Origin of the sequence: Pseudomonas delhiensis (assembly GCF_900187975.1) — a bacterium.
GTDB lineage: Bacteria > Pseudomonadota > Gammaproteobacteria > Pseudomonadales > Pseudomonadaceae > Pseudomonas > Pseudomonas delhiensis.
Window position 1 is genome coordinate 96,775 of sequence record NZ_FZPC01000010.1, and the last position, 21,233, is coordinate 118,007.

Annotated in this window: 18 protein-coding genes; 17 read left to right on the forward strand and 1 reads right to left on the reverse strand. The window is 69.7% G+C overall.

Annotated elements, in window-relative coordinates; all coding sequences use genetic code 11:
- Positions 1 to 93 precede the first annotated feature (93 nt).
- Positions 94 to 2,457 (reverse strand): DNA polymerase II, encoded by a 2,364-nt coding sequence (locus CHC02_RS10990; protein ID WP_089391506.1) that lies wholly within the window; start codon positions 2,455 to 2,457, stop codon positions 94 to 96.
- A gap of 213 nt (positions 2,458 to 2,670) precedes the next feature.
- Here CHC02_RS10990 and CHC02_RS10995 point away from each other — a divergent pair, with 213 nt between their 5' ends.
- The 17 genes from CHC02_RS10995 to CHC02_RS11075 all read left to right on the forward strand — a co-directional run bounded on the left by CHC02_RS10995 (position 2,671) and on the right by CHC02_RS11075 (position 20,893).
- A complete protein-coding gene (locus CHC02_RS10995; protein ID WP_089391507.1) occupies positions 2,671 to 3,612 on the forward strand; it encodes a class I SAM-dependent methyltransferase in 942 nt (313 codons plus the stop codon).
- Between the two features lie 101 nt (positions 3,613 to 3,713).
- On the forward strand, positions 3,714 to 4,457 hold the full coding sequence (locus tag CHC02_RS11000) for a YkgJ family cysteine cluster protein (RefSeq protein WP_089391508.1): 744 nt from the start codon (positions 3,714 to 3,716) through the stop codon (positions 4,455 to 4,457).
- Positions 4,458 to 4,629: 172 nt separating this feature from the next.
- Positions 4,630 to 6,249: a methyl-accepting chemotaxis protein gene (locus CHC02_RS11005; protein ID WP_089391509.1), complete on the forward strand. Its 1,620-nt coding sequence runs from the start codon at positions 4,630 to 4,632 to the stop codon at positions 6,247 to 6,249.
- On the forward strand, positions 6,224 to 6,724 hold the full coding sequence (locus CHC02_RS11010; RefSeq protein WP_089391510.1) for a chemotaxis protein CheW: 501 nt from the start codon (positions 6,224 to 6,226) through the stop codon (positions 6,722 to 6,724). The genes CHC02_RS11005 and CHC02_RS11010 overlap by 26 nt, the downstream gene beginning before the upstream one ends.
- Positions 6,721 to 7,962, forward strand: coding sequence for a CheR family methyltransferase (locus tag CHC02_RS11015; protein ID WP_089391511.1), 1,242 nt, complete (start codon positions 6,721 to 6,723; stop codon positions 7,960 to 7,962). The genes CHC02_RS11010 and CHC02_RS11015 overlap by 4 nt, the downstream gene beginning before the upstream one ends.
- Positions 7,955 to 8,623 (forward strand): chemotaxis protein CheW, encoded by a 669-nt coding sequence (locus CHC02_RS11020; protein ID WP_089391512.1) that lies wholly within the window; start codon positions 7,955 to 7,957, stop codon positions 8,621 to 8,623. Before CHC02_RS11015 ends, CHC02_RS11020 begins: the two co-directional genes overlap by 8 nt.
- Positions 8,620 to 10,899 carry a hybrid sensor histidine kinase/response regulator gene (locus CHC02_RS11025; RefSeq protein ID WP_089391513.1) on the forward strand — a complete coding sequence of 760 codons (2,280 nt, stop codon included), beginning with the start codon at positions 8,620 to 8,622 and terminating at the stop codon, positions 10,897 to 10,899. The genes CHC02_RS11020 and CHC02_RS11025 overlap by 4 nt, the downstream gene beginning before the upstream one ends.
- 267 nt (positions 10,900 to 11,166) lie before the next feature.
- On the forward strand, positions 11,167 to 12,174 hold the full coding sequence (gene cheB / locus CHC02_RS11030) for a chemotaxis response regulator protein-glutamate methylesterase (RefSeq protein ID WP_089391514.1): 1,008 nt from the start codon (positions 11,167 to 11,169) through the stop codon (positions 12,172 to 12,174).
- Between the two features lie 36 nt (positions 12,175 to 12,210).
- The gene (locus CHC02_RS11035; RefSeq protein WP_089391515.1) at positions 12,211 to 13,233 is read left to right on the forward strand and encodes a response regulator; all 1,023 of its coding nucleotides are present in this window, start codon (positions 12,211 to 12,213) and stop codon (positions 13,231 to 13,233) included.
- 78 nt (positions 13,234 to 13,311) lie between these two features.
- A protein-coding gene (gene prfB / locus CHC02_RS11040) for a peptide chain release factor 2 (RefSeq protein WP_109935223.1) occupies positions 13,312 to 14,407 on the forward strand; the annotation gives its coding sequence in 2 pieces (ribosomal slippage) (positions 13,312 to 13,383 and positions 13,385 to 14,407; 1,095 coding nt in all).
- Between the two features lie 116 nt (positions 14,408 to 14,523).
- Positions 14,524 to 16,029 carry a lysine--tRNA ligase gene (lysS, locus tag CHC02_RS11045; protein ID WP_089391516.1) on the forward strand — a complete coding sequence of 502 codons (1,506 nt, stop codon included), beginning with the start codon at positions 14,524 to 14,526 and terminating at the stop codon, positions 16,027 to 16,029.
- A gap of 365 nt (positions 16,030 to 16,394) precedes the next feature.
- The gene (locus tag CHC02_RS11050; protein ID WP_089391517.1) at positions 16,395 to 17,108 is read left to right on the forward strand and encodes a TetR/AcrR family transcriptional regulator; all 714 of its coding nucleotides are present in this window, start codon (positions 16,395 to 16,397) and stop codon (positions 17,106 to 17,108) included.
- A 53-nt stretch (positions 17,109 to 17,161) separates the two neighbouring features.
- Entirely contained in the window at positions 17,162 to 17,725 is a 564-nt protein-coding gene (locus CHC02_RS11055; protein ID WP_089391518.1) for a hypothetical protein, read from the forward strand.
- On the forward strand, positions 17,722 to 19,026 hold the full coding sequence (locus tag CHC02_RS11060) for a flavohemoglobin expression-modulating QEGLA motif protein (RefSeq protein WP_089391519.1): 1,305 nt from the start codon (positions 17,722 to 17,724) through the stop codon (positions 19,024 to 19,026). The genes CHC02_RS11055 and CHC02_RS11060 overlap by 4 nt, the downstream gene beginning before the upstream one ends.
- Positions 19,027 to 19,078: 52 nt before the next feature.
- Positions 19,079 to 19,999, forward strand: a complete 921-nt coding sequence (locus CHC02_RS11065) for an alpha/beta hydrolase (protein ID WP_089391520.1) — start codon at positions 19,079 to 19,081, stop codon at positions 19,997 to 19,999.
- Positions 19,996 to 20,328: a PA3694 family proteiin gene (locus tag CHC02_RS11070; protein WP_089391521.1), complete on the forward strand. Its 333-nt coding sequence runs from the start codon at positions 19,996 to 19,998 to the stop codon at positions 20,326 to 20,328. Before CHC02_RS11065 ends, CHC02_RS11070 begins: the two co-directional genes overlap by 4 nt.
- 46 nt (positions 20,329 to 20,374) lie before the next feature.
- Entirely contained in the window at positions 20,375 to 20,893 is a 519-nt protein-coding gene (locus tag CHC02_RS11075) for an O-acetyl-ADP-ribose deacetylase (RefSeq protein ID WP_089391522.1), read from the forward strand.
- Positions 20,894 to 21,233: the final 340 nt, after the last annotated feature.

Consider the following 21,233-nt stretch of genomic DNA (forward strand, 5'->3'; position numbering starts at 1 on the left):
AACGTAGGAGCGGACTCCGTCCGCGATTCGGCGGATAACGCCGTAGGCGTTATGCGCCCTACGTTCGGCTGGGGCTCTCGCCGGCGGGAGACTTCAGAACAACTCCATCTGCCGATCGATCAGCCGCCCGAAGTCATCCCCGACGAAGGGCAGGATGGCGTCGGCCACCGGTTGCAGCTGGCGTGTCAGGTAGTGCTCGTAGTCGATGGGGGCGCTGCGGTTTTCCAGGGGCTCGGGGCCGGCCACGGTGATCAGGTAGCTGATCCAGCCGCCGTGCTGGTACTGCCGCGGGCGGCCCTGGCTCTGGTTGTAGTCGTCGGCGGCGCGGGCCGCGCGGACGTGGGGCGGGACGTTGCGTTCGTAGTCGTCCAGGCGCCGGCGCAGGCGCTTGCGGTAGACCAGCAGGTCGTCCAGCTCGCCGGCCAGGGTGCGGCGCACGTAGTCGCGCACGTAGTCCTGGTAGGGCTGGCGGCGGAAGATGCGTTCGTACAGCTCCTGCTGGAAGCGCTGGGCCAGCGGCGACCAGTCGGTGCGCACCGTCTCCAGGCCCTTGAAGACCATCTCCTCGCTGCCGTCGGCGCGTCGCACAAGGCCCGCGTAGCGTTTCTTGCTGCCTTCCTCGGCGCCGCGCACGGTGGGCATCAGGAAGCGCTGGTAGTGGGTTTCGTACTGCAGCTCCAGGGCGCTTTCCAGGCCGTACTCCTCGTGCAGGTGTCGCTTCCACCACTGGTTGACGTGCTGCACCAGGGCGCGGCCGATGCGCTCGGCGTCCGCCTCGGCGTGGGTGCCGCCGAGCCAGACGAAGGTGGAGTCGGTGTCGCCGTAGATCACCTGCTGGCCCTCGGCCTCGATCAGCTCGCGGGTGCGGCGCATGATCTGGTGCCCGCGCAGGGTGATGGAGGAGGCCAGGCGCGGATCGAAGAAGCGGCAGCCGCTGGAGCCGAGCACGCCGTAGAAGGCGTTCATGATGATCTTCAGCGCCTGGGACAGCGGCTTGTTGCCCTCGCGCTTGGCCGCCTCGCGGCCCTGCCACACGCGCTCGACGATGGCCGGCAGGCAGTGCCGGGTGCGCGAGAAGCGGGCGCCGCGGAAGCCTTCCACCGAGTGCTCGTCGTCCGGCTGGCCCAGGCCTTCCACCAGGCCCACCGGGTCGATCAGGAAGCTGCGGATGATCGACGGGTACAGGCTCTTGTAGTCCAGCACCAGCACCGATTCGTAGAGGCCCGGCCGCGAGTCCATGACGAAGCCGCCGGGGCTGGCCTCCGGCGGCTTGCCGCCCAGGTTGGGGGCGACGAAGCCCAGGCGGTGCATGGGCGGCAGGTACAGGTGGGTGAAGGCCGCCACCGAGCCGCCGCTGCGGTCGGCGGGCAGGCCGGTGACGCTGGCGCGTTCGAGCAGGAAGTGCAGCAGCTCGGTCCTGGCGAAGATGCGCGTGACCAGCTCGCAGTCCTTGAGGTTGTAGTGGGCCAGGGCCGGCTTGTCCTCGGCGAACTTGCGGTCGATCTCGGCCATGCGGTCGTAGGGGTTGTCGATCGCCTTGCCTTCGCCGAGCAGCGTCTGAGCCACGCTTTCCAGGCTGAAGGAGGGGAAGCTCCAGGTCGCCGAGCGCAGCGCCTCGATGCCGTCGATGATCAGCCGCCCGGCCGCCGCGGCGAAGTAGTGGTTGCTGCCGCTGCCGTGCTGGCGCCAGCCCATCTCGTCACCGCCGCGGCCCAGGCGCAGGGGGATCTTCAGGCGCTGGGCGTGGTCGCGCAGCACGCGCAGGTCGAACTGCACCAGGTTCCAGCCGATGATGGCGTCGGGGTCGTGCTCGGCCAGCCACTGGTTGAGGCTTTCCAGCAGTTCGCCGCGGCTGTCGCGGTAGGCCAGGTCGAAGTCCAGCCAGCTGGCGTCGCCGTTGGCCGGGCCGAGCATGTACACCTGGCGCTGGCCGCAGCCCTCCAGGGCGATGGAGTAGAGGTTGCCGTGGATGTCGGTCTCGATGTCCAGGGACACCAGCTTCAGCTGCGGCCGGTAGTCCGGCGCCGGCTTGAGCACGGCCTCGCACAGTACGCCGTCGGCGTCGGGCTCGCCGTCGAAGGTCACCGGCGCGGTGATGAAGCGCTCCATCAGGTAGCGCTCCGGCGGGCGGATGTCGGCTTCCAGCAGCTCGATGCCGGCGCCGCGCAGGCGCTTGTCCAGGTCCATCAGCTGGCGGTGCTGGCGGCAGTACAGGCCAAGCACCGGGCGCTGCTCGAAGTCGCGCAGCTGCAGCGGGCGCAGCTCCACGCCGGCCTCGCCCTGCAACAGGCGCTGCGCCGCCTCGCGCTGGGCGGCGGGCAGGAAGGCCACCGAGGTCTGCAACGGCAGGCGCACCCGGCGCGGGCCGGCGTCGGTGGCCAGCCAGAACTCCACCTCGGTGCCGGCGGGCGTGTCGCGCCAGTGCCGGGTGAGGACGAAGCCGTGTTGTGCTGCCACCGGGAACCCCTGGGAAGAATCTTTCAGGCGTTCATTCTACAGGTCCGGACCAAACACCGTCGTAGGATGGGTTGAGCGAAGCGATACCCATCGCCATGGCCGCATGGGTTTCGCCTGGGCCCAACCCATCCTGCGAAGAGCCGCCCGGCGATTCTCTTTTGCGCCGATCCTGTCCAGAATGGCGCCCCCTTTCGCCGCTTCCGCCCCGCCGCCATGAACGCCCAAGCCCTCGATGTCCTCCTGCAACACCTGCTGGCCGCGCTGGAAGCGCCGCCCGCGGAGGTCCGCCGCCTGTTCCACGGCCGCGGCCGGCGCTGGCCGGGGCTGGAGCACCTGACCGCCGACTGGCTGCAGGGCGTGCTGCTGGTGTCGCTGTTCCGCGAGCCGGAAGCCGCCGAGCTGGCGGCGCTGGAGCGCCTGCTGCTGAGCCTCGGCGAGTCGCCGCAATGGCGCGCCAGCGGCGCCGAGGCGTTGCTGCTGCAGCACCGCTACCGTCCGGACAGCGCCATGCAGGCCCTGCTCGGCGAGGTGCCGGAGGAACGCGTGGTCAGCGAGAACGGCCTGCGCTACCTGCTGGACCTGGGGCGCAAGCAGAACAACGGGCTGTTCCTCGACATGCGCCTGGGCCGCCAGTGGGTGCAGGCCCGGGCCGCCGGGCAACGGGTGCTCAACCTGTTCGCCTACACCTGCGGCTTCTCGGTGGCGGCCATCGCCGGCGGCGCAGAGCACGTGGTCAACCTGGACATGGCGCGCGCCGCGCTCAGCCGCGGGCGCGACAACCACCGGCTGAACGGCCACGACCTGTCGCGGGTGGAGTTCCTCGGCCACGAGCTGTTCAAGTCCTGGGGCAAGGTGAAGAAGAGCGGCCCCTACGGCCTGGTGATCATCGACCCGCCGTCGTTCCAGAAGGGCAGCTTCGCCCTCGGCAAGGACTACCCGCGCATCCTGCGCCGCCTGCCCGAGCTGCTGGCTCCCGGCGGCCGGGTGCTGGCCTGCGTCAACGATCCGTCCGTGACCCCGGCCTTCCTCATCGAGGGCATGGCGGCCGAGGCGCCGGAACTGGCCTTCGTCGAGCGCCTGGACAACCCGCCGGAGTTCGCCGACGTCGATGCGGACGCGGCGCTCAAGGCGCTGGTGTTCGCCCGTGCGGGCTGAGCCCCGCCCCCGGGCAACACCTGGCACACAATCTGCTCCGCATCGGCCATGGCACGGAAAACGCCGGTTTTCCGTCACCCCCTGGCCACGGAGCGAATCCCATGCGCTTTTCCTGCAACGGTTGCGGCAAATGCTGCCATGACCACCACGTACCCCTGACCCTCGACGAATCCCGCGACTGGGTGGCCGACGGCGGCAGCCTGATCGTCCTGCTGGAGGCGGTGCTGGACGATGGCGCCAGCCTGCCGGAGGAGCAGCGCGAGCACGTGCTGCGGCGCTCCCTGCCGGTGCGCTGCGGCAGTGCCCGGGCGCACCTGGCGATCACCTTCGCTGCCTTCAACCAGGGCGCCTGCCGCCACCTGGGCAGCGACATGCGCTGCGGCATCTACGAGCGGCGGCCGCTGGTGTGCCGCATCTACCCCATGGAGATCAACCCGCACATCCCCCTGCGCGCGGAGGCCAAGGACTGCCCGCCGCAGGTCTGGGAAGAGGGTCCCGAGCTGATCGTCGGCGGCCGCCTGGTGGACACCGGGCTGGCGGCGCTGATCGAGCGCTCGCGCCAGGCCGACCGCGAGGAGATCGCCGCCAAGGCGGCCATCTGCGAACGCCTGGGCATCAGCGTCTCGGCGCTCAAGGGCGACGGCTTCACCGCCTACCTGCCGCAGCGCAAGGCCTTCCTCGCGGCCCTGGACGCGGTGCGCGCGCAGGCGCCGGCCAGCTCCGCGGCGGACTGGCAGCTGCACGTCTCCAGCGACGACCTGGCCCGCCAACTGGCGGAAACCGGGGCGATGATCGCCGCGCTGCTGGCCGATGATTGCGCCTTCATTCCCCTGCGCGCGGCCTGATGGGGGAGGGGCTGGCCGGGTACTAGTTGCTTCGGAATAATGACGCCGAAAATTCGCCGTTACGGATAATATATGCGGCATTTTCCGCTAGAACTGAAGAGAAGGCTGACTCCTATCAGTCTTCATCTGAAGGTTTGCCTGTCAGATAGCCGGCCACCACCAGGGGACTACTGTGAAGAATTGGACGCTCCGCCGACGTATCCTGGCCAGCTTCGCGGTCGTGATCGCGATCATGTTGCTGATGGTGGTGGTTTCCTACATCACCCTGCTCGCCGTCGAGCGCGATTCGCGCCGCGTCAGCTCCGACGCCATGCCGGGCACCTATGCCCTGACCACGGTGCGCACCTCCTGGACCGACACCATGCTGCGCACCCAGGCGCTGGTCGGCCTGGGCGACGGCAAGCCGCTGGATGCCGCCGGCCGCCAGGGCTTCCGCGAGCTGCACGAGACCCTGCTGCAACGCATCGCCGCCTATGAATCCACCGTGCACGAGTCGTCCGACCGTGAGCTGCTGAACCGCTACAAACAGCAGGCGGTGGACTTCCAGGGGCAGCTGGAGCAACTGCTGGACCTCTACGACAAGGACCACGAGGCCGCCCGCCACGCCCTGCTGAATGAACTGCTGCCGGCCTGGGAGAAGGGCCGGCAGACGCTCAACGAGCTGATCTCGCTGAACAAGCAGATCGCCGATTCCGCCGCCATCGGCATCGTCCACCAGGTCGAGGTGGCCGAGATCACCATGCTGGTCTCGCTGCTGCTGGCGATCTTCGCCGCCGGCGTCCTCGGCCTGCTGCTGATGCGCGCCATCACCGGCCCGGTGGAGCAGGTGGTGAAGACCCTCCAGACCATGAGCGGCGGCGACCTCACCGCGCGCCTGGCGCTGGCGCGCAACGACGAGTTCGGGGTGATCGAGAGCGGCTTCAACGGCATGGCCGAGGAACTCAAGGCCCTGGTGGCGCAGGCGCAGCGCTCGGCCATCCAGGTCACCACCTCGGTCACCGAGATCGCCGCCACCTCCAAGCAGCAGCAGGCCACCGCCACCGAGACCGCGGCCACCACCACCGAGATCGGCGCCACCTCGCGGGAGATCGCCGCCACCTCGCGGGACCTGGTGCGCACCATGACCGAGGTGTCCAGCGCCGCCGAGCAGACCTCCACCCTGGCCGGCTCCGGCCAGCTGGGCCTGGCCCGCATGGAAGAGACCATGCACCAGGTGATGGGCGCCGCCGAGCTGGTCAACGCCAAGCTTGCAATCCTCAACGAGCGCGCCGGCAACATCAACCAGGTGGTCACCACCATCGTCAAGGTCGCCGACCAGACCAACCTGCTGTCGCTCAACGCCGCCATCGAGGCGGAGAAGGCCGGCGAGTACGGCCGCGGCTTCGCCGTGGTGGCCACCGAGGTGCGCCGCCTGGCCGACCAGACCGCGGTGGCCACCTACGACATCGAGCAGATGGTCCGCGAGATCCAGTCGGCGGTGTCCGCCGGGGTGATGGGCATGGACAAGTTCTCCGAGGAGGTGCGCCGCGGCATCGCCGAGGTCGGCCAGGTCGGCGAGCAGCTGTCGCAGATCATCCACCAGGTGCAGGCCCTGGCGCCGCGGGTGCAGATGGTCAACGAAGGCATGCAGGCGCAGGCCACCGGCGCCGAGCAGATCAACCAGGCCCTGGTGCAGCTGGGCGAGGCCACCGGGCAGACCGTGGAGTCGCTGCGCCAGGCCGGTTTCGCCATCGACGAGCTGAACCTTGTGGCCAATGGACTGCGCAATGGCGTCTCCCGCTTCAAGGTCTGAGGCCGGCGGGCGGCTCTACCTGCAGTTCCGCCTGGGCGCCGACCGCTATGCGCTGGACGTGCGCGAGATCGTCGAGATCCTGCCGCTGCAGCGCTTCAAGCAGGTGCCCGAGGCGCCGGCCTGGGTGGCCGGGCTGTTCGTCCACCGCGGCGAGCTGCTGCCGGTGCTCGACCTCAGCCAGATCGCCTGCGGCCGCCCGGCGCCGCGGCACACCAGCACGCGCCTGGTGCTGGTCGACTACCGTTTCGCCGGCAGCGGCCCGCAGCGGCGCCTGGGGCTGATCCTGGAGCAGGCCAGCCAGACCCTGCGCCGCGACCCGGCGGCCTTCCGCGACTACGGCCTGGCGCGCGGCGAGGCCCGCTACCTGGGGCCGGTGCTGGAAGACGCCGAGGGCCTGCTGCAACGCGTGCAGGTGGACGAACTGCTGCCCGAGCACGTGCGCGAGCGGCTCCTGGCCGAAGGTGAGCGGCCATGAGCGACGCCCGTTTCAGCCAGTTGCTCAAGGCACGCATCGGCCTGGACGCGGAGTCGGTGGGCGATGCGGCCATCGCCCGCGCCGTGCGCCAGTGCGCCAACCGCACCAGCGGCGGCGACCTGGAGGCCTACTGGCAGCGACTGCAGGGCTCCGCCGAGGAGCAGCAGGCGCTGATCGAGGCGGTGATAGTCCCGGAGACCTGGTTCTTCCGCTACCCCGAATCCTTCGCCGCCCTCGGCCGCCTGGCCCTGCGCCGGCAGCTGGAACTGGCCGGCGCGCGGCCGCTGCGCCTGCTCAGCCTGCCCTGTTCCACCGGCGAGGAACCGTACTCCATCGCCATGGCCCTGCTCGACGCCGGGCTGCCGGAGGCGGCCTTCCAGATCGACGCCCTGGACGTCAGCCCGGCCTCGCTGGAGCGCGCGGCCCATGGCGTGTACGGGCGCAATTCGTTCCGCGGCAGCGAACTGGGCTTCCGCGACCGCTACTTCCATGCCGAGGGCCCCGACTACCGGCTCGACGAACGGGTGCGCCGCCGCGTGCGCCTGCGCCGCGGCAACCTGCTGGCGCCCGGCCTGCTGGCCGAGGAGTCGCCCTACGACTTCCTGTTCTGCCGCAACCTGCTGATCTATTTCGACCGCGACACCCAGGAGCGCGCCGTGCAGGTGCTGCTGCGCCTGGTGCGCGAGGATGGCGCGCTGTTCATCGGCCCGGCCGAGGCCAGCCTGATGTCGCGCACGGGGCTGCGCGCGCTGGGCGTGCCGCAGTCCTTCGCCTTCCTGCGCGTGGCGGCGCAGCCCGAGGTGCCGGCGGCCAGGCCGTGCCCCACCCTGCAAACCACGCCGCCGCCCGCCGTGGCGCCGCGCCCGATGCCGCGCCGCGCGCCTTCGCCGCCACCCGCCAGGCCGGCGGTAGTGCCGCCGAGCGGCGCCGAACAGGGCCTGGCGGAAATCGCCCAACTGGCCAACCAGGGCCAGGCGGCCCAGGCCCGCGCCGCCTGCGAGGCCTACCTCGCCCAGCACGGCCCGGCGGCCCAGGCCTATTACTGGCTGGGCCTGCTGGCCGATGCCGAGGGCCGCGGCGAACAGGCCCAGGGCTACTACCGCAAGGCGTTGTACCTGCAGCCCGACCACCAGGAAAGCCTGCTGCACCTGGCCGCCCTGCTGGCCGCCCGCGGCGACCAGGAAGGCGCGCGGCGCCTGCAGGAGCGCGCCGCGCGAGGAGTGAAGCGCGATGCCTGAGCAGCGCTACCACCTGCACCCCGAGGCGGCCGGCCAGGCCGTGGACGACTGCTGGAATCGCATCGGCATCCGCGGCGACAAATCCTGCCCGCAGCTGGCCGAGCACATCCACTGCCGCAACTGCCCGGTCCACGCCAGCGCCGCCGTGCGCCTGCTGGACCGCTACGCCCTGGGCTCGGAGAGCGAGCATGTCGCCAGCGTCGGCGAGGAGGCGCCGCCGGGAGATGCCTACCTGCTGTTCCGCATCGGCGAGGAATGGCTGGCCCTGCGCACCCTGGCGCTGACGGAGGTGGCGCCGAACTGCCCGGTGCATTCGCTGCCGCACCAGCGCTCGCCGGTCTTGCTGGGCGTGGCCAACGTCCATGGCACCCTCGTCGCCTGCCTGTCGCTGGCCGAACTGCTCGGCCTGGCCCCCTCCGCCCCGCGCGAGGACGAGGGGCGCCACCGGCCGCGCATGCTGGTGCTGGCCACCGACAGCGGGCCGGTGCTGACGCCGGTGGACGAGGTGGACGGCATCCACCCGCTGGCGCCGGGCCAGGCGCGCGCCGCCGCGGCGGCCGGCAGCCGTTTCACCCATGACGTGCTGAAGTGGCGCGAGCGCAGCGTGCGCCTGCTCGACCACCAGGCCCTGCTGGCCGCCGCCGCCCGGAGCCTGGCATGACCCCCGAGCAGATGAAGGACGCCTCGCTGCTGGAGCTCTTCCGCCTGGAGGCCGAAGCCCAGGCCCAGGCCCTCGGCCAGGGCCTGCTGGCGCTGGAGCGCGAGCCGCGCCAGGCCACCCGGCTGGAAGCCTGCATGCGCGCCGCGCATTCGCTCAAGGGCGCCGCGCGCATCGTCGGCCTGGACGAAGGCGTGCAGGTGGCCCACGTCATGGAGGAATGCCTGGTGGCCGCCCAGGACGGCCGCCTGCTGCTGGGGGCGGAGCATATAGATGCCTTGCTGGCCGGCACCGACATCCTGCTGCACATCGCCGACGTCCAGCCCGGGCGGGCCGCCGCGGCGCGTGCGGCGGTGCCGGACCTGGTGCTGCGCCTGCAGGGCCTGCTGGGCGGGGAGACGGCGCAAGCCAAGGCGCCGCCTGCCGCGCCGCCGCCCGCTCCCGCCGAAGCCGCGCCGCCGGTGCCGCAGCCGCCCGAGGCCGCCGAGCCGCCGCCCGAACCGGCCGCAGTCGCGAACCCGCGCAGCCCGGGCGAGGAGGGCACGGGTCGGGTGCTGCGCGTCACCGCCGAGCGCCTGAACCAGTTGCTCGACCTGTCCAGCAAGGCCCTGGTCGATTCCCAGCGCCTGCAACCGCAGCTGGCCTCGATGCAGCGCCTGAAGCGCCTGCAGGCCACCGCCAGCCGCCTGCTCGACGGCGCCCGCGACGCCGCCGGCGCCACCCTCGACCCGCAGGCCCAGGCCTTCCTCGCCGATGCGCGGCGCCTGGTGGGCGAATGCCAGCAACTGCTGGGCGAACAGATGGCCGAGCTGGACGAGTTCGCCTGGACCACCTCGCAGCGCGCCCAGACCCTCTACGACAGCGCCCTGGCTTGCCGCATGCGGCCCTTCGCCGACGTGCTCGGCGGCCAGGCGCGGATGGTCCGCGACCTCGGCCGCGAGCTGGGCAAGCCGGTGCGCCTGGAGGTGGACGGGGTGTCCACCCAGGTGGACCGCGAGGTCCTGGAAAAACTCGAGGCGCCGCTGACGCACCTGTTGCGCAACGCCGTCGACCACGGCATCGAGATGCCGGACGCGCGGCGCCGGGCCGGCAAGCCGGAGCAGGGGCTGATCCGCCTGCTGGCGCGGCACCATGCCGGCATGCTGGTGCTGGACCTGCGCGACGACGGCGCCGGCGTCGACCTGCAGCGCCTGCGCGAAGGCATCGTGCGCCGCGGCCTGTCCACCGCGGACACCGCCGCGCGGATGTCCGAGGAAGAGCTGCTGGCCTTCCTCTTCCTGCCCGGCTTCAGCCTGCGCGAGCAGGTCACCGAGGTCTCCGGCCGCGGCGTCGGCCTGGACGCCGTGCAGCACATGGTGCGCCAGCTGCGCGGCGGCATCCGCATGGAGCAGGTGCAGGGCCAGGGCAGCCATTTCCACATCGAGGTGCCGCTGACCCTCTCGGTGGTGCGCAGCCTGGTGGTGGAGATCGGCGGCGAGGCCTACGCCTTCCCCCTGGCGCACATCGAGCGCATGCGCAGCCTGGCGGCGGAGGAGATCGTGCAGATCGAGGGCCGCCAGCAGTTCTGGCACGAGGGCCGGCACGTCGGCCTGGTGGCGGCGCACCAGCTGCTGCAGCGCCCGGAAGGCCGTGCGCCGGAAGGCGACATCCCGCTGGTGCTGATCCGCGAGCGCGACACCCTGTACGGCGTGGCGGTGGAGCGCTTCATCGGCGAGCGCACCCTGGTGGTGATGCCGCTGGACGCGCGCCTGGGCAAGGTCCAGGACGTGTCCGCCGGCGCCGTGCTGGACGATGGCACCCCGGTGCTGATCCTCGACGTCGAGGACATGCTGCGTTCGGTGGACAAGCTGCTGGCCAGCGGCCGCCTGGAACGCATCGACGCCGGCAACCGCCAGGGCGCGATGCTGCGCAAGCGCGTGCTGGTGGTGGACGACTCGCTGACGGTGCGCGAACTGGAGCGCAAGCTGCTGGCCGGCCGCGGCTACGACGTGGCGGTGGCTGTGGACGGCATGGATGGCTGGAACGCCCTGCGCTCGGAGCGCTTCGACCTGGTCATCACGGATATCGACATGCCCCGCATGGACGGTATAGAACTGGTCGGGCTGATCCGCCGCGACGCCCGCCTGCAGGCCCTGCCGGTCATGGTCGTGTCCTACAAGGACCGCGAGGAGGACCGCCGCCGCGGGCTCGATGCCGGCGCCGACTATTACCTGGCCAAGGCCAGTTTCCATGACGAGGCTCTGCTGGATGCGGTGGTCGATCTGATCGGAGGTGCGTAGGGTCGGCTCCCGTTTCGGCGCGGCCGCGACGGAGCCGCATTTTGCGCAGAGCAAGGCGCGAGGAGAGAGGTTTGGTTATTCCAAATGAACGACGAGTAACGCGGCGCTGCGCAAAATGCGGCCCGTCCCTTCGGGTTGCGCGGCAAATCACGCCATGCGTCGTTGCGGGACTTGCCAAGGGAGCGACCATTGCCTGCGTCCCGCGCCTAGCCTGGCGTGATTTGTCGCGGCAACGCGGCTCGCGCCGAAACGGGAACCGACCCTAAGATGAGGATAGGCATCGTCAACGACATGCCGCTGGCGGTGGAGGCATTGCGCCGCGCATTGGCCTTCGAACCCTCGCACCGCGTGCTCTGGGTGGCCGGCAATGGCGCCGAGGCCGTGGAAATGTGCGCCGCGCAGACCCCCGACGTGGTGCTGATGGACCTGCTGATGCCGGTGATGGACGGCGTCGAGGCCACGCGGCGGATCATGGCCGCCTCGCCCTGCGCCATCATCGTGGTCACCGTGGACCTGGAGCAGAACCTCTCGCGGGTGTTCGAGGCCATGGGCTGCGGCGCGGTGGACGCGGTGAACACCCCGGCGCTGGGCGTCGGCGACTCCCTGGAGGCGGCCCGCCCGCTGCTGCGCAAGCTGCAGAACCTGGCCTGGCTGTCGGCCCCGGGCAATGCCCGGCCGCGCAGCGAGGTCGCCGTGCGCGACAACCCCGCCAAGGCCCGCCGCCTGGTGGCCGTGGGCGCCTCGGCCGGCGGCCCGGCGGCCCTGGCCGAACTGCTGGGCAAACTGCCGGCGAGCTTTTCCGCGGCCATGGTGGTGGTGCAGCACGTGGACGAAGTGTTCGCCGCCGGCATGGCCGAATGGCTGGCCAGCCAGGCCAGCATCCCGGTGCGCCTGGCGCGCAACGGCGAGGTGCCGCAGCCCGGCTGCGTGCTGCTGGCCGGCACCAACGACCACATCCGCCTGCAACGCAACGGCGAGCTGGCCTACACCGCCGAACCCTGCGGGCACATCTACCGGCCCTCGATCGACGTGTTCTTCGACAGCGTGGCCGACAACTGGGTGGGCCAGGCCACCGGCGTGCTGCTCACCGGCATGGGCCGCGACGGCGCCCAGGGCCTCAAGCACATGCGCGAGCGCGGCTTCCTGACGCTGGCCCAGGACCAGGCCAGCAGCGCGGTCTATGGCATGCCCAAGGCCGCCGCGGTGATCGGCGCCGCCACCGAGATCCGCGCCCTGGGCGATATCGCCCGGCGCCTGGGCGAACTGTACGGCTGACATTCCGGAGGGAGCGCCAGCGGCGCCAGAACGACGATGAATCCCAAGCATAGCGAGAAGCCCTTGATCACCCCGGACGACACCGCGGTCATGGTCCTGCTGGTCGACGACCAGGCCATGATCGGCGAAGCCGTGCGCCGCGCCCTGGCCGACGACAGCGGTATCGACTTCCACTTCTGCTCCGACGCCACCCAGGCCATCGAGCAGGCCCTGCAGATCCGCCCGACGGTGATCCTCCAGGATCTGGTGATGCCCGACACCGACGGCCTCGACCTGGTGCGCCAGTACCGCCGCCACCCGCAGACGCGGGACATCCCGATCATCGTCCTGTCGACCAAGGAGGAGCCGCAGGTCAAGAGCGCCGCCTTCGCCGCCGGGGCCAACGACTACCTGGTCAAGCTGCCCGACGCCATCGAGCTGGTGGCGCGGGTGCGCTACCACTCGCGCTCCTTCCTGGCCCTGCAGCAGCGCGACGAGGCCTACCGCGCCCTGCGCGAGAGCCAGCAGAAGCTGCTGGAGACCAACCTGGTGCTGCAGCGGCTGATGAATTCCGACGGCCTCACCGGGCTGTCCAACCGCCGGCACTTCGACGAGTACCTGGAAATGGAATGGCGCCGCGCCCTGCGCGAGCAGAGCCAGCTGTCGCTGCTGCTGATCGACGTCGACCACTTCAAGGCCTACAACGACACCTTCGGCCACGTCGCCGGCGACGAGGCGCTGCGCCGCGTCGCCGGCACCATCCGCGAGAGCTGCGCGCGTTCCTCCGACCTGCCGGCGCGCTACGGCGGCGAGGAGTTCGCCATCATCCTCCCGGGCACCTCGCCGGGCGGCGCGCGGCTGCTGGCGGAAAAGCTGCGGCTGACCGTGCAGGCCCTGGGCATCGCCCACGAGGAGCCGGATTCCGGCGCGGTGCTGACGGTCAGCGTCGGCGTGGCGACCCTCACCCCGGGGCAGGGCGAAAGCTGCCTGCGGCTGATCGAGCACGCCGACCGCGCGCTCTACAACGCCAAGCACGGCGGGCGCAACCAGGTCGGGGTGGACGGCGGCCCGACCGGCTGACGCATAGCCGCCCATGGGCGGCTTTCTCGGGTATACTTCCGGGTTTTTCCACGCCATTACCCGTGAGTGCTGACCGTCATGGAAATCAACCCGATCCTCAACAGCATCAAGGACCTCTCCGACCGCACCCAGTCCATTCGGGGGTATCTTTGACTACGATCTGAAGCATGATCGTCTGGTCGAAGTGAACCGCGAGCTGGAAGACCCGGCCGTCTGGAACAACCCCGAATACGCCCAGAACCTGGGCCGCGAGCGCGCCACCCTGGCGCAGATCGTCGAGACCCTCGACGAGCTGACCGGCGGCCTGGCCGACTCCAGCGACCTGCTGGACATGGCGGTCGAGGAAAACGACGAAGGTGCCGTCAACGACGTCGCGACCGAAGTCGAGCGCCTGCGCGAGATCCTCGAGAAGCTGGAATTCCGCCGCATGTTCAGCGGCGAGATGGACCCGAACAACGCCTACCTGGACATCCAGGCCGGCTCCGGCGGCACCGAGGCCCAGGACTGGGCCAACATGCTGCTGCGCATGTACCTGCGCTGGGCCGACAAGCACGGCTTCGACGCCGAGATCGTCGAACTGTCCGAGGGCGAGGTCGCCGGCATCAAGGGCGCCACCGTGCACATCAAGGGCGAGTACGCCTTCGGCTGGCTGCGCACCGAGATCGGCGTGCACCGCCTGGTGCGCAAGAGCCCGTTCGACTCCGGCAACCGCCGCCACACCTCGTTCACCGCGGTGTTCGTCTCGCCCGAGATCGACGACAACATCGAGATCGAGATCAACCCGGCCGACCTGCGCATCGACACCTACCGCTCCTCCGGCGCCGGCGGCCAGCACGTGAACACCACCGATTCGGCGGTGCGCATCACCCACGTGCCGACCAATACCGTGGTGGCGTGCCAGAACGAACGCTCCCAACACGCCAACAGGGACACCGCCATGAAGATGCTGCGGGCCCGGTTGTACGAGCAGGAGATGCAGAAGCGCAACGCGGCGTCCCAGGCCCTGGAAGACAGCAAGTCGGACATCGGCTGGGGCCACCAGATCCGCTCCTACGTGCTCGACCAGTCGCGGATCAAGGACCTGCGTACCGGCGTCGAGCGTAGCGACTGCGACAAGGTGCTCGACGGCGACCTGGACGAGTACCTGGAAGCCAGCCTGAAGCAGGGCCTGTAATAAACCGCACCCCGTAGGAGCGAGCTTGCTCGCGAACCCGTCGAAGAGCTTCGCGAGCAAGCTCGCTCCTGCACGATTTCCCCATTTGATCTAGACGCCAGGCAGATAGAACGACCATGAGCGACCAACAACTCGACCAGCACGAACTGCAGCAGGAAGAAAACAAGCTGATCGCCCAGCGCAAGGAAAAGCTTGCCGCCGTGCGCGAGGCCAAGGCCATCGCCTTCCCCAACGACTTCCGCCGCGACAGCTACTTCGCGGACCTGCAGAAGCAGTACGCCGACAAGACCAAGGAAGAGCTGGAAGCCGCAGCCATCCCGGTCAAGGTCGCCGGTCGCATCATGCTCAACCGCGGTTCCTTCATCGTCCTGCAGGACAGCAGCGACCGCCTGCAGGTGTACGTCAACCGCAAGACCCTGCCCGAAGAGACCCTGGCCGAGATCAAGACCTGGGACCTGGGCGACATCATCGGCGCCGAAGGCGTGCTGGCCCGCTCCGGCAAGGGCGACCTGTACGTCGACATGAACGACGTGCGCCTGCTGACCAAGTCGCTGCGCCCGCTGCCGGACAAGCACCACGGCCTGACCGACACCGAGCAGCGCTACCGCCAGCGCTACGTCGACCTGATCGTCAACGAGGAAACCCGCCACACCTTCCGCGTGCGTTCCCAGGTGATCGCCCACATCCGCCGCTTCCTCAGCGACCGCGGTTTCCTCGAAGTGGAAACCCCGATGCTGCAGACCATCCCCGGCGGCGCCGCGGCCAAGCCCTTCGCCACCCACCACAACGCGCTGGACATGGCCATGTTCCTGCGCATCGCCCCGGAGCTGTACCTCAAGCGCCTGGTGGTCGGCGGCTTCGAGAAGGTCTTCGAGATCAACCGCAACTTCCGCAACGAAGGCGTCTCGACCCGGCACAACCCCGAGTTCACCATGCTCGAGTTCTACCAGGCCTACGCCGACTACGAAGACAACATGGACCTGACCGAGGAACTGTTCCGCGAGCTGGCCCAGGCGGTGCTCGGCACCACCGACGTGCCCTACGGCGACAAGGTCTTCCACTTCGGCGAGCCGTTCGCCCGCCTGTCGGTGTTCGACGCCATCCTCAAGTACAACCCGGACATCACCGCGGCCGACCTGCAGGACGTCGACAAGGCCCGCGCGATCGCCAAGCAGGCCGGCGCCAAGGTCCTCGGCCACGAAGGCCTGGGCAAGCTGCAGGTGATGATTTTCGAGGAGCTGGTGGAGCACAAGCTGGAACAGCCGCACTTCATCACCCAGTACCCCTTCGAGGTCTCCCCGCTGGCCCGCCGCAACGACCAGGACCCGAGCGTCACCGACCGCTTCGAGCTGTTCATCGGCGGCCGCGAGATCGCCAACGCCTACTCCGAGCTGAACGACGCCGAGGACCAGGCCGAGCGCTTCATGCTGCAGGTCAAGGAGAAGGACGCCGGTGACGACGAGGCGATGCACTACGACGCCGACTTCATCAACGCCCTGGAATACGGCATGCCGCCCACCGCCGGCGAAGGCATCGGCATCGACCGCCTGGTGATGCTGCTGACCAACTCGCCGTCGATCCGCGACGTGATCCTGTTCCCGCACATGCGCCCGCAGGCGTAAGCGCCGGAGCTGTGGAAAAGCCGCCTTAGGGCGGCTTTTTCATGCCCGCGCGACGGCCGGTCGCGGACACAGCCTCCTTCCAACCCGTAGGGCGGAGTCCGCCCCTGCGGTTCCAGGAAGCACGGATGTAGGAGCAACTGTCTTGCAGTCCGCGCCGGGGTGCTCTTTGTAGGAGCGGGCCCTGCCCGCGATTTCGCGCGCAGGGCGCGCTCCTACAGGGGAATGGCGTAGGTGGGGCAGCGTAGGAGCGGACTCCGTCCGCGATCGTCTCCGCCTTCCGCACCTGACGTCTCGGCGGCCCCCCGATTGATTCCCCGCGCAAAAGTCCGAACAATGCGCCATCGCCCGCGAGCGGAGGAAACACCGTGCCCCGAGCAGTTCCCAGAGACAGCGCCGCCCAGGCCGCCAGTGCGGTGGCCGAGAGTGTCCGGTACCAGGGCCGCAAGGCCGCCCGCCAGGGCAGCGAGCAGCGCCGCCAGGCGATCCTCGACGCGGCCATGCGCATCATCGTCCGCGAGGGCGTGCGGGCCGTGCGCCACCGGGCGGTGGCGGCCGAGGCGGACGTGCCGCTGTCGGCCACCACCTACTACTTCAAGGACATCGACGACCTCATCACCGACACCTTCGCGCTCTTCGTCGAACGCAGCGCCGAGGCCCTGTCGGCCTTCTGGGCCAGCGTCGAGGGCGACCTGCAGGCCCTGGCCGCCGGCCTCACCGGCAGCCCCGAGGCACGCCGCGAGCTGGCCGACCGCATCGCCGAGCTGGCCATCCAGTACGTGCGCGTGCAGCTCACCGAGCGCCGCGAGCACCTGCTGGCCGAGCAGGCGTTCCGCCAGGAGGCGCTGCTCAACCCGCGCCTGGAACAGCTGGCGCAGAGCCACAGGCGCATCCTCTCCCTGGGCGTGGTGCACTTCTTCGAGGTGCTCGGCTCGCAGCAGCCGGAACAGGACGCCAAGGTGTTGACGGCCATCATCCTGCAGATGGAGTATCAGGGCCTGCTGGATGGCGTGGAGCACCTGGACACCGTGGAGATGCGCGCCATCCTGACCCGCTACCTGTACCTGGTGCTGGGCCTCTGAGCCCGCCGACGACCCCATATGGCGTGCCGCCCGCGGCCCCTGAGGAGACTTCGATGAAAGCCTGGCGCGCCTTGCTGCTGTTGAGCATCCTCCTGCTCGGCGGCTGCCTGGTGACCTTCAAGGAGCCGATCCCGGCGAAGGAGGCCGCGCCCAAGCAGTTGCTCGGCCAGTGGTCGCGGATCGACGAATACGGCGAGGAACAGTTCCTCGAGATCAGCCGCACCGGCGAGGGCCTGTACCGCGCCTTCAGCTACTACGACGACAGCGGCAACACCGACAGCGCCGAAGACCTGCCCTTCACCGTGGCCCACCACGGCCAGCGCTGGTACCTGTCCGCCGAACTGCCCAAGAGCCAGGGCGGCAACTACGTGCTGGCCGGCTTCGAAATCACCGACAAGGACGAGCTGGTGGTCTACTCGCTGGACGTCGAGCAGGTCCTCCAGGCCATGGCCAAGGGCACCCTGCGGGGCCAGAAGGTGGACAGCGAGCAGGGCGCCGGCGCCCTGGTGGCCAGCCCCCTGGGCGACGTCCTGGCCTACCTGGACGACCCCGCCAACGCCGAAGTCTTCAGCGAAGCGCTACGCTTCCAGCGAGTGACTCCGGGAGAACGCCCATGAACCCGCGGCGCAAGAAGGCCACGCCCAGCGAGTACCAGCAGATCATCCGCGGCCTGTCCGACCGCCTGGTGGAGGCGCAGACGCCGATCCGCGTGCTCGACGCCATCAAGTGGGACGACAGCGTGCGCGCGGACTTCCTCAAGGGCCGCGGCAAGCATGCGCCCAAGGTCGACCGTGGCTACTACGACGGCCGCCCGCTGGCCTTCGACGGCAACGCCAAGAAGCAGGAATTCCAGAACCTGGAGCGCGACATCACCCGCCAGCTCGGCCAGTTCAACCCGGTGGGGCAGATCATGCGGCGCATGTGCCGCGAGTACCGCATGGTCATCCGCATGCTCGAGGCGCGCGGCACCCAGGATTTCGGGCTGATCTCCCAGGAGCTCTACGGCTCGGCCTCCGACGCCTTCCACGCCGGCGACCCGACCCTGGCCGACCTCGGCCTGATGCTCTCGGACTACCTGAACAACATCGCCGACCGCGGCGACCTCAAGGACGAGCCCAAGACCCTCACCGCCAAGGAAGCGGTGGCCATGCTGCAGGAGCGCCTGAACAAGACCTTCGGCGAGGCCGAGGACACCATCCGCGTGTTCGAGTCCGACGGCATAGTCGCCGACGCCGCGGCCGGCGCCGACTACATCAAGGTGCGGGCGGACGCCATGTTCAACGAGCGCGACGTGCGCGCCCTGGAGGTCCACGAGGGCCTGGTGCACGTGGGCACCACCCTGAACGGGCAGAACCAGCCGATCTGCACCTTCCTGGCCAAGGGCCCGCCGTCCTCCACCGTGACCCAGGAAGGCCTGGCCATCCTGATGGAAGTGATCGCCTTCGCCTCCTACCCCACGCGCCTGCGCAAGCTGACCAACCGCACCCGCGCCATCCACATGGCCGAGGAGGGTGCGGACTTCCTCGAGGTGTTCCACTTCTACCGCGAGCAGGGCTACAGCCAGGAAAGCAGCTACCAGAACGCCAGCCGGGTGTTCCGCGGCTCGACCCCGGCCGGGCTGCCGTTCACCAAGGACCTGTCGTACCTGAAGGGCTTCATCCTCATCTACAACTACATCCAGCTCGCCGTGCGCAAGGGCAAGCTGGAGCAGATCCCGCTGCTGTTCTGCGGCAAGGCCACCCTGGAAGACATGCGCACCCTGCGCCAACTGGTGGACGAGGGCCTGGTGGTGCCGCCGAAGTACCTGCCGCCGCAGTTCCGCGACCTCAACGCGCTGTCGGCCTGGATGTGCTTCTCCAACTTCCTCAACCACCTGAGCCTGGACCGCATCGAGGCGGACTACGCGAATATCCTCTAGGGACCGCTCCTACGAAAAGCCGTGCGTTCCCGGCCCCAAGGATGACCCGACCATGACCCACCGCTTCAAGGCCGCCGCGCTGTCCCTGCTGCTGTTCCTCGGCGGCTGCAGCTCGCTGCTGTTCTACCCCAGCCCCGACGTGGCCATCACCCCGCAGCGGGCCAAGCTGGACTACCGCGACGTCAGCATCACCACCGCCGACGGCGTGAAGCTCGCCGGCTGGTGGCTGCCGGCCAAGCCGGGCGTGCCGGTGAAGGGCACGGTGCTGCACCTGCATGGCAACGGCGGCAACATGGCCTGGCACCTGGGCGGCACCTTCTGGCTGCCGGAACAGGGCTACCAGGTGCTGATGATCGACTACCGCGGCTATGGCCATTCCCAGGGCGAGCCGCGCCTGCCGGATGTCTACCGCGACATGGACGCGGCCTTCGCCTGGCTGGACAAGGCCCCGGAAGCCCAGGGCAAGCCGCTGGTCCTGCTCGGCCAGAGCCTGGGCGGCGCCATGGGCGTGCACTACCTGGCGCAGCACCCCGAACGGGTGAAGCAGCTCAAGGCGGTGGTGCTCGACGGCGTGCCGGCCAGCTACCGCGAGGTGGCCCGCTACACCCTGGGCACCGCCTGGCTGACCTGGCCATTGCAGATTCCGCTGTCCTGGCTGGTGCCCGACGGCGACAGCGCCATCCGCGCCATGCCGCGACTTTCTGGCGCACCCGTGCTGTTCTTTCACAGCATCGACGATACCATCGTGCCCCTGGACAACGGCCTGAGCCTGTACAAGGCGGCGCGGCCGCCGAAAGTCTTCCAGTTGACCCGCGGCGGGCACGTGGAAACCTTCGGCGAACCGACCTGGCGCGAAGTGATGCTGCGCTTCCTCGACGACCCGCAGCACTTCAGCGGCCTGCGCCGCCTGGCCGAAGTCCCCGACACCGATCCGCCGGCCGAGCCGGCCAGCCAGTCCCAGGGCAAGCCATGACCACCAGCACCGACCGCAACATGATCCCGTACATCCTCACCGCCATCGGCAGCATCATCGTCAGTGTCGGCACCCTCTGGTACTACGGTTACCTGCACTTCGCCAAGGAGCAGGACGCCCTGCTGCTGGCCGAGTTCACCATGCTCAAGAGCATCCCCGGGGAGGACGTGAAGCTGTCCCTGGAGCCGGCCAACCAGATCGCCCAGTGCATCGACGGCGTGCTGGTGCTGTTCGACACCACCCAGAAGGGCCTCTCCGGCGTGCTGGTGGACAACAGGAAGCACGCCGTGCGCTGCGCCGGCGAGGAAACCCCGCAGGAAGTCCGCTGACGGCATGCTTCGGGGCTAGTCTGGGAGCAACCCGGAGGGCGCGACCATGGGCAACCCCGAAATCCACGTCTGGCAGGGCGACATCACCACCCTGCGCATCGACGCCATCGTCAACGCCGCCAACGCCTCGCTGCTCGGCGGCGGGGGCGTGGACGGCGCCATCCACCGCGCCGCCGGCCCGGAGCTGGTGGCCTATTGCCGTACCCTGGGCGGCTGCGAGACCGGCGAGGCGAAGATCACGCCCGGCTTCCGCCTGCCCGCCGCCCACGTCATCCACACCGTCGGCCCGGTCTGGCGCGGCGGCGGCCACGGCGAGCCGGAGCTGCTCGCCGCCTGCTACCGCAACAGCCTGGCGCTGGCGGAAGCGCATGGGCTGGAAGGCATCGCCTTTCCGGCGCTCAGCTGCGGCATCTACGGCTATCCCCTGGAAGCGGCGGCCGGCATCGCCATCGGCGAACTGCGCCGCCTGCGCCCCGCCGGCAGCAGCCTGCAACGCCTGCTGCTGGTGCCCTTCGCCGAAGACATGGCCGAACTCTACCGGCGCCTGCTGCGGGGTGGTGCGTAGGCGCCGACTGCCCCGAGGTCCTCTTCGTAGGATCGAGGGGGACGCCTAGTTCTTGCTCGCGAATAAACACGGTGCCATGCGGTTCGCGAGCAAGCTCGCTCCTACGAAAAGCCATGCTCGCCGGCAATGTAGGCGGGCCCTGCCCGCGATTCGCGCGCAGGGCGCGCTCCTACATGGGAATGGTGTGGGTGGGGCGGTGTAGGAGCGGATCTCATCCGCGAATCGCGCCGATATTTCCGGCTATCGCGGACAAGGTCCTACGGTGGGATATGTGCTGCACGGTAACCTGTAGGAGCGGGCCCTGCCCGCGAATCGCGCGCAGGGCGCGCTCCTACATGGG

Coding starts and splice junctions, on each gene's coding strand:
- CHC02_RS10995 (WP_089391507.1), top strand. CDS start 2,671: ATGAACGCCCAAGCCCTCGATGTCCTCCTGCAACACCTGCTGGCCGCG.
- CHC02_RS11000 (WP_089391508.1), top strand. CDS start 3,714: ATGCGCTTTTCCTGCAACGGTTGCGGCAAATGCTGCCATGACCACCAC.
- CHC02_RS11010 (WP_089391510.1), top strand. CDS start 6,224: ATGGCGTCTCCCGCTTCAAGGTCTGAGGCCGGCGGGCGGCTCTACCTG.
- CHC02_RS11015 (WP_089391511.1), top strand. CDS start 6,721: ATGAGCGACGCCCGTTTCAGCCAGTTGCTCAAGGCACGCATCGGCCTG.
- CHC02_RS11020 (WP_089391512.1), top strand. CDS start 7,955: ATGCCTGAGCAGCGCTACCACCTGCACCCCGAGGCGGCCGGCCAGGCC.
- CHC02_RS11025 (WP_089391513.1), top strand. CDS start 8,620: ATGACCCCCGAGCAGATGAAGGACGCCTCGCTGCTGGAGCTCTTCCGC.
- cheB (WP_089391514.1), top strand. CDS start 11,167: ATGAGGATAGGCATCGTCAACGACATGCCGCTGGCGGTGGAGGCATTG.
- CHC02_RS11035 (WP_089391515.1), top strand. CDS start 12,211: ATGAATCCCAAGCATAGCGAGAAGCCCTTGATCACCCCGGACGACACC.
- lysS (WP_089391516.1), top strand. CDS start 14,524: ATGAGCGACCAACAACTCGACCAGCACGAACTGCAGCAGGAAGAAAAC.
- CHC02_RS11055 (WP_089391518.1), top strand. CDS start 17,162: ATGAAAGCCTGGCGCGCCTTGCTGCTGTTGAGCATCCTCCTGCTCGGC.
- CHC02_RS11060 (WP_089391519.1), top strand. CDS start 17,722: ATGAACCCGCGGCGCAAGAAGGCCACGCCCAGCGAGTACCAGCAGATC.
- CHC02_RS11065 (WP_089391520.1), top strand. CDS start 19,079: ATGACCCACCGCTTCAAGGCCGCCGCGCTGTCCCTGCTGCTGTTCCTC.
- CHC02_RS11070 (WP_089391521.1), top strand. CDS start 19,996: ATGACCACCAGCACCGACCGCAACATGATCCCGTACATCCTCACCGCC.
- CHC02_RS11075 (WP_089391522.1), top strand. CDS start 20,375: ATGGGCAACCCCGAAATCCACGTCTGGCAGGGCGACATCACCACCCTG.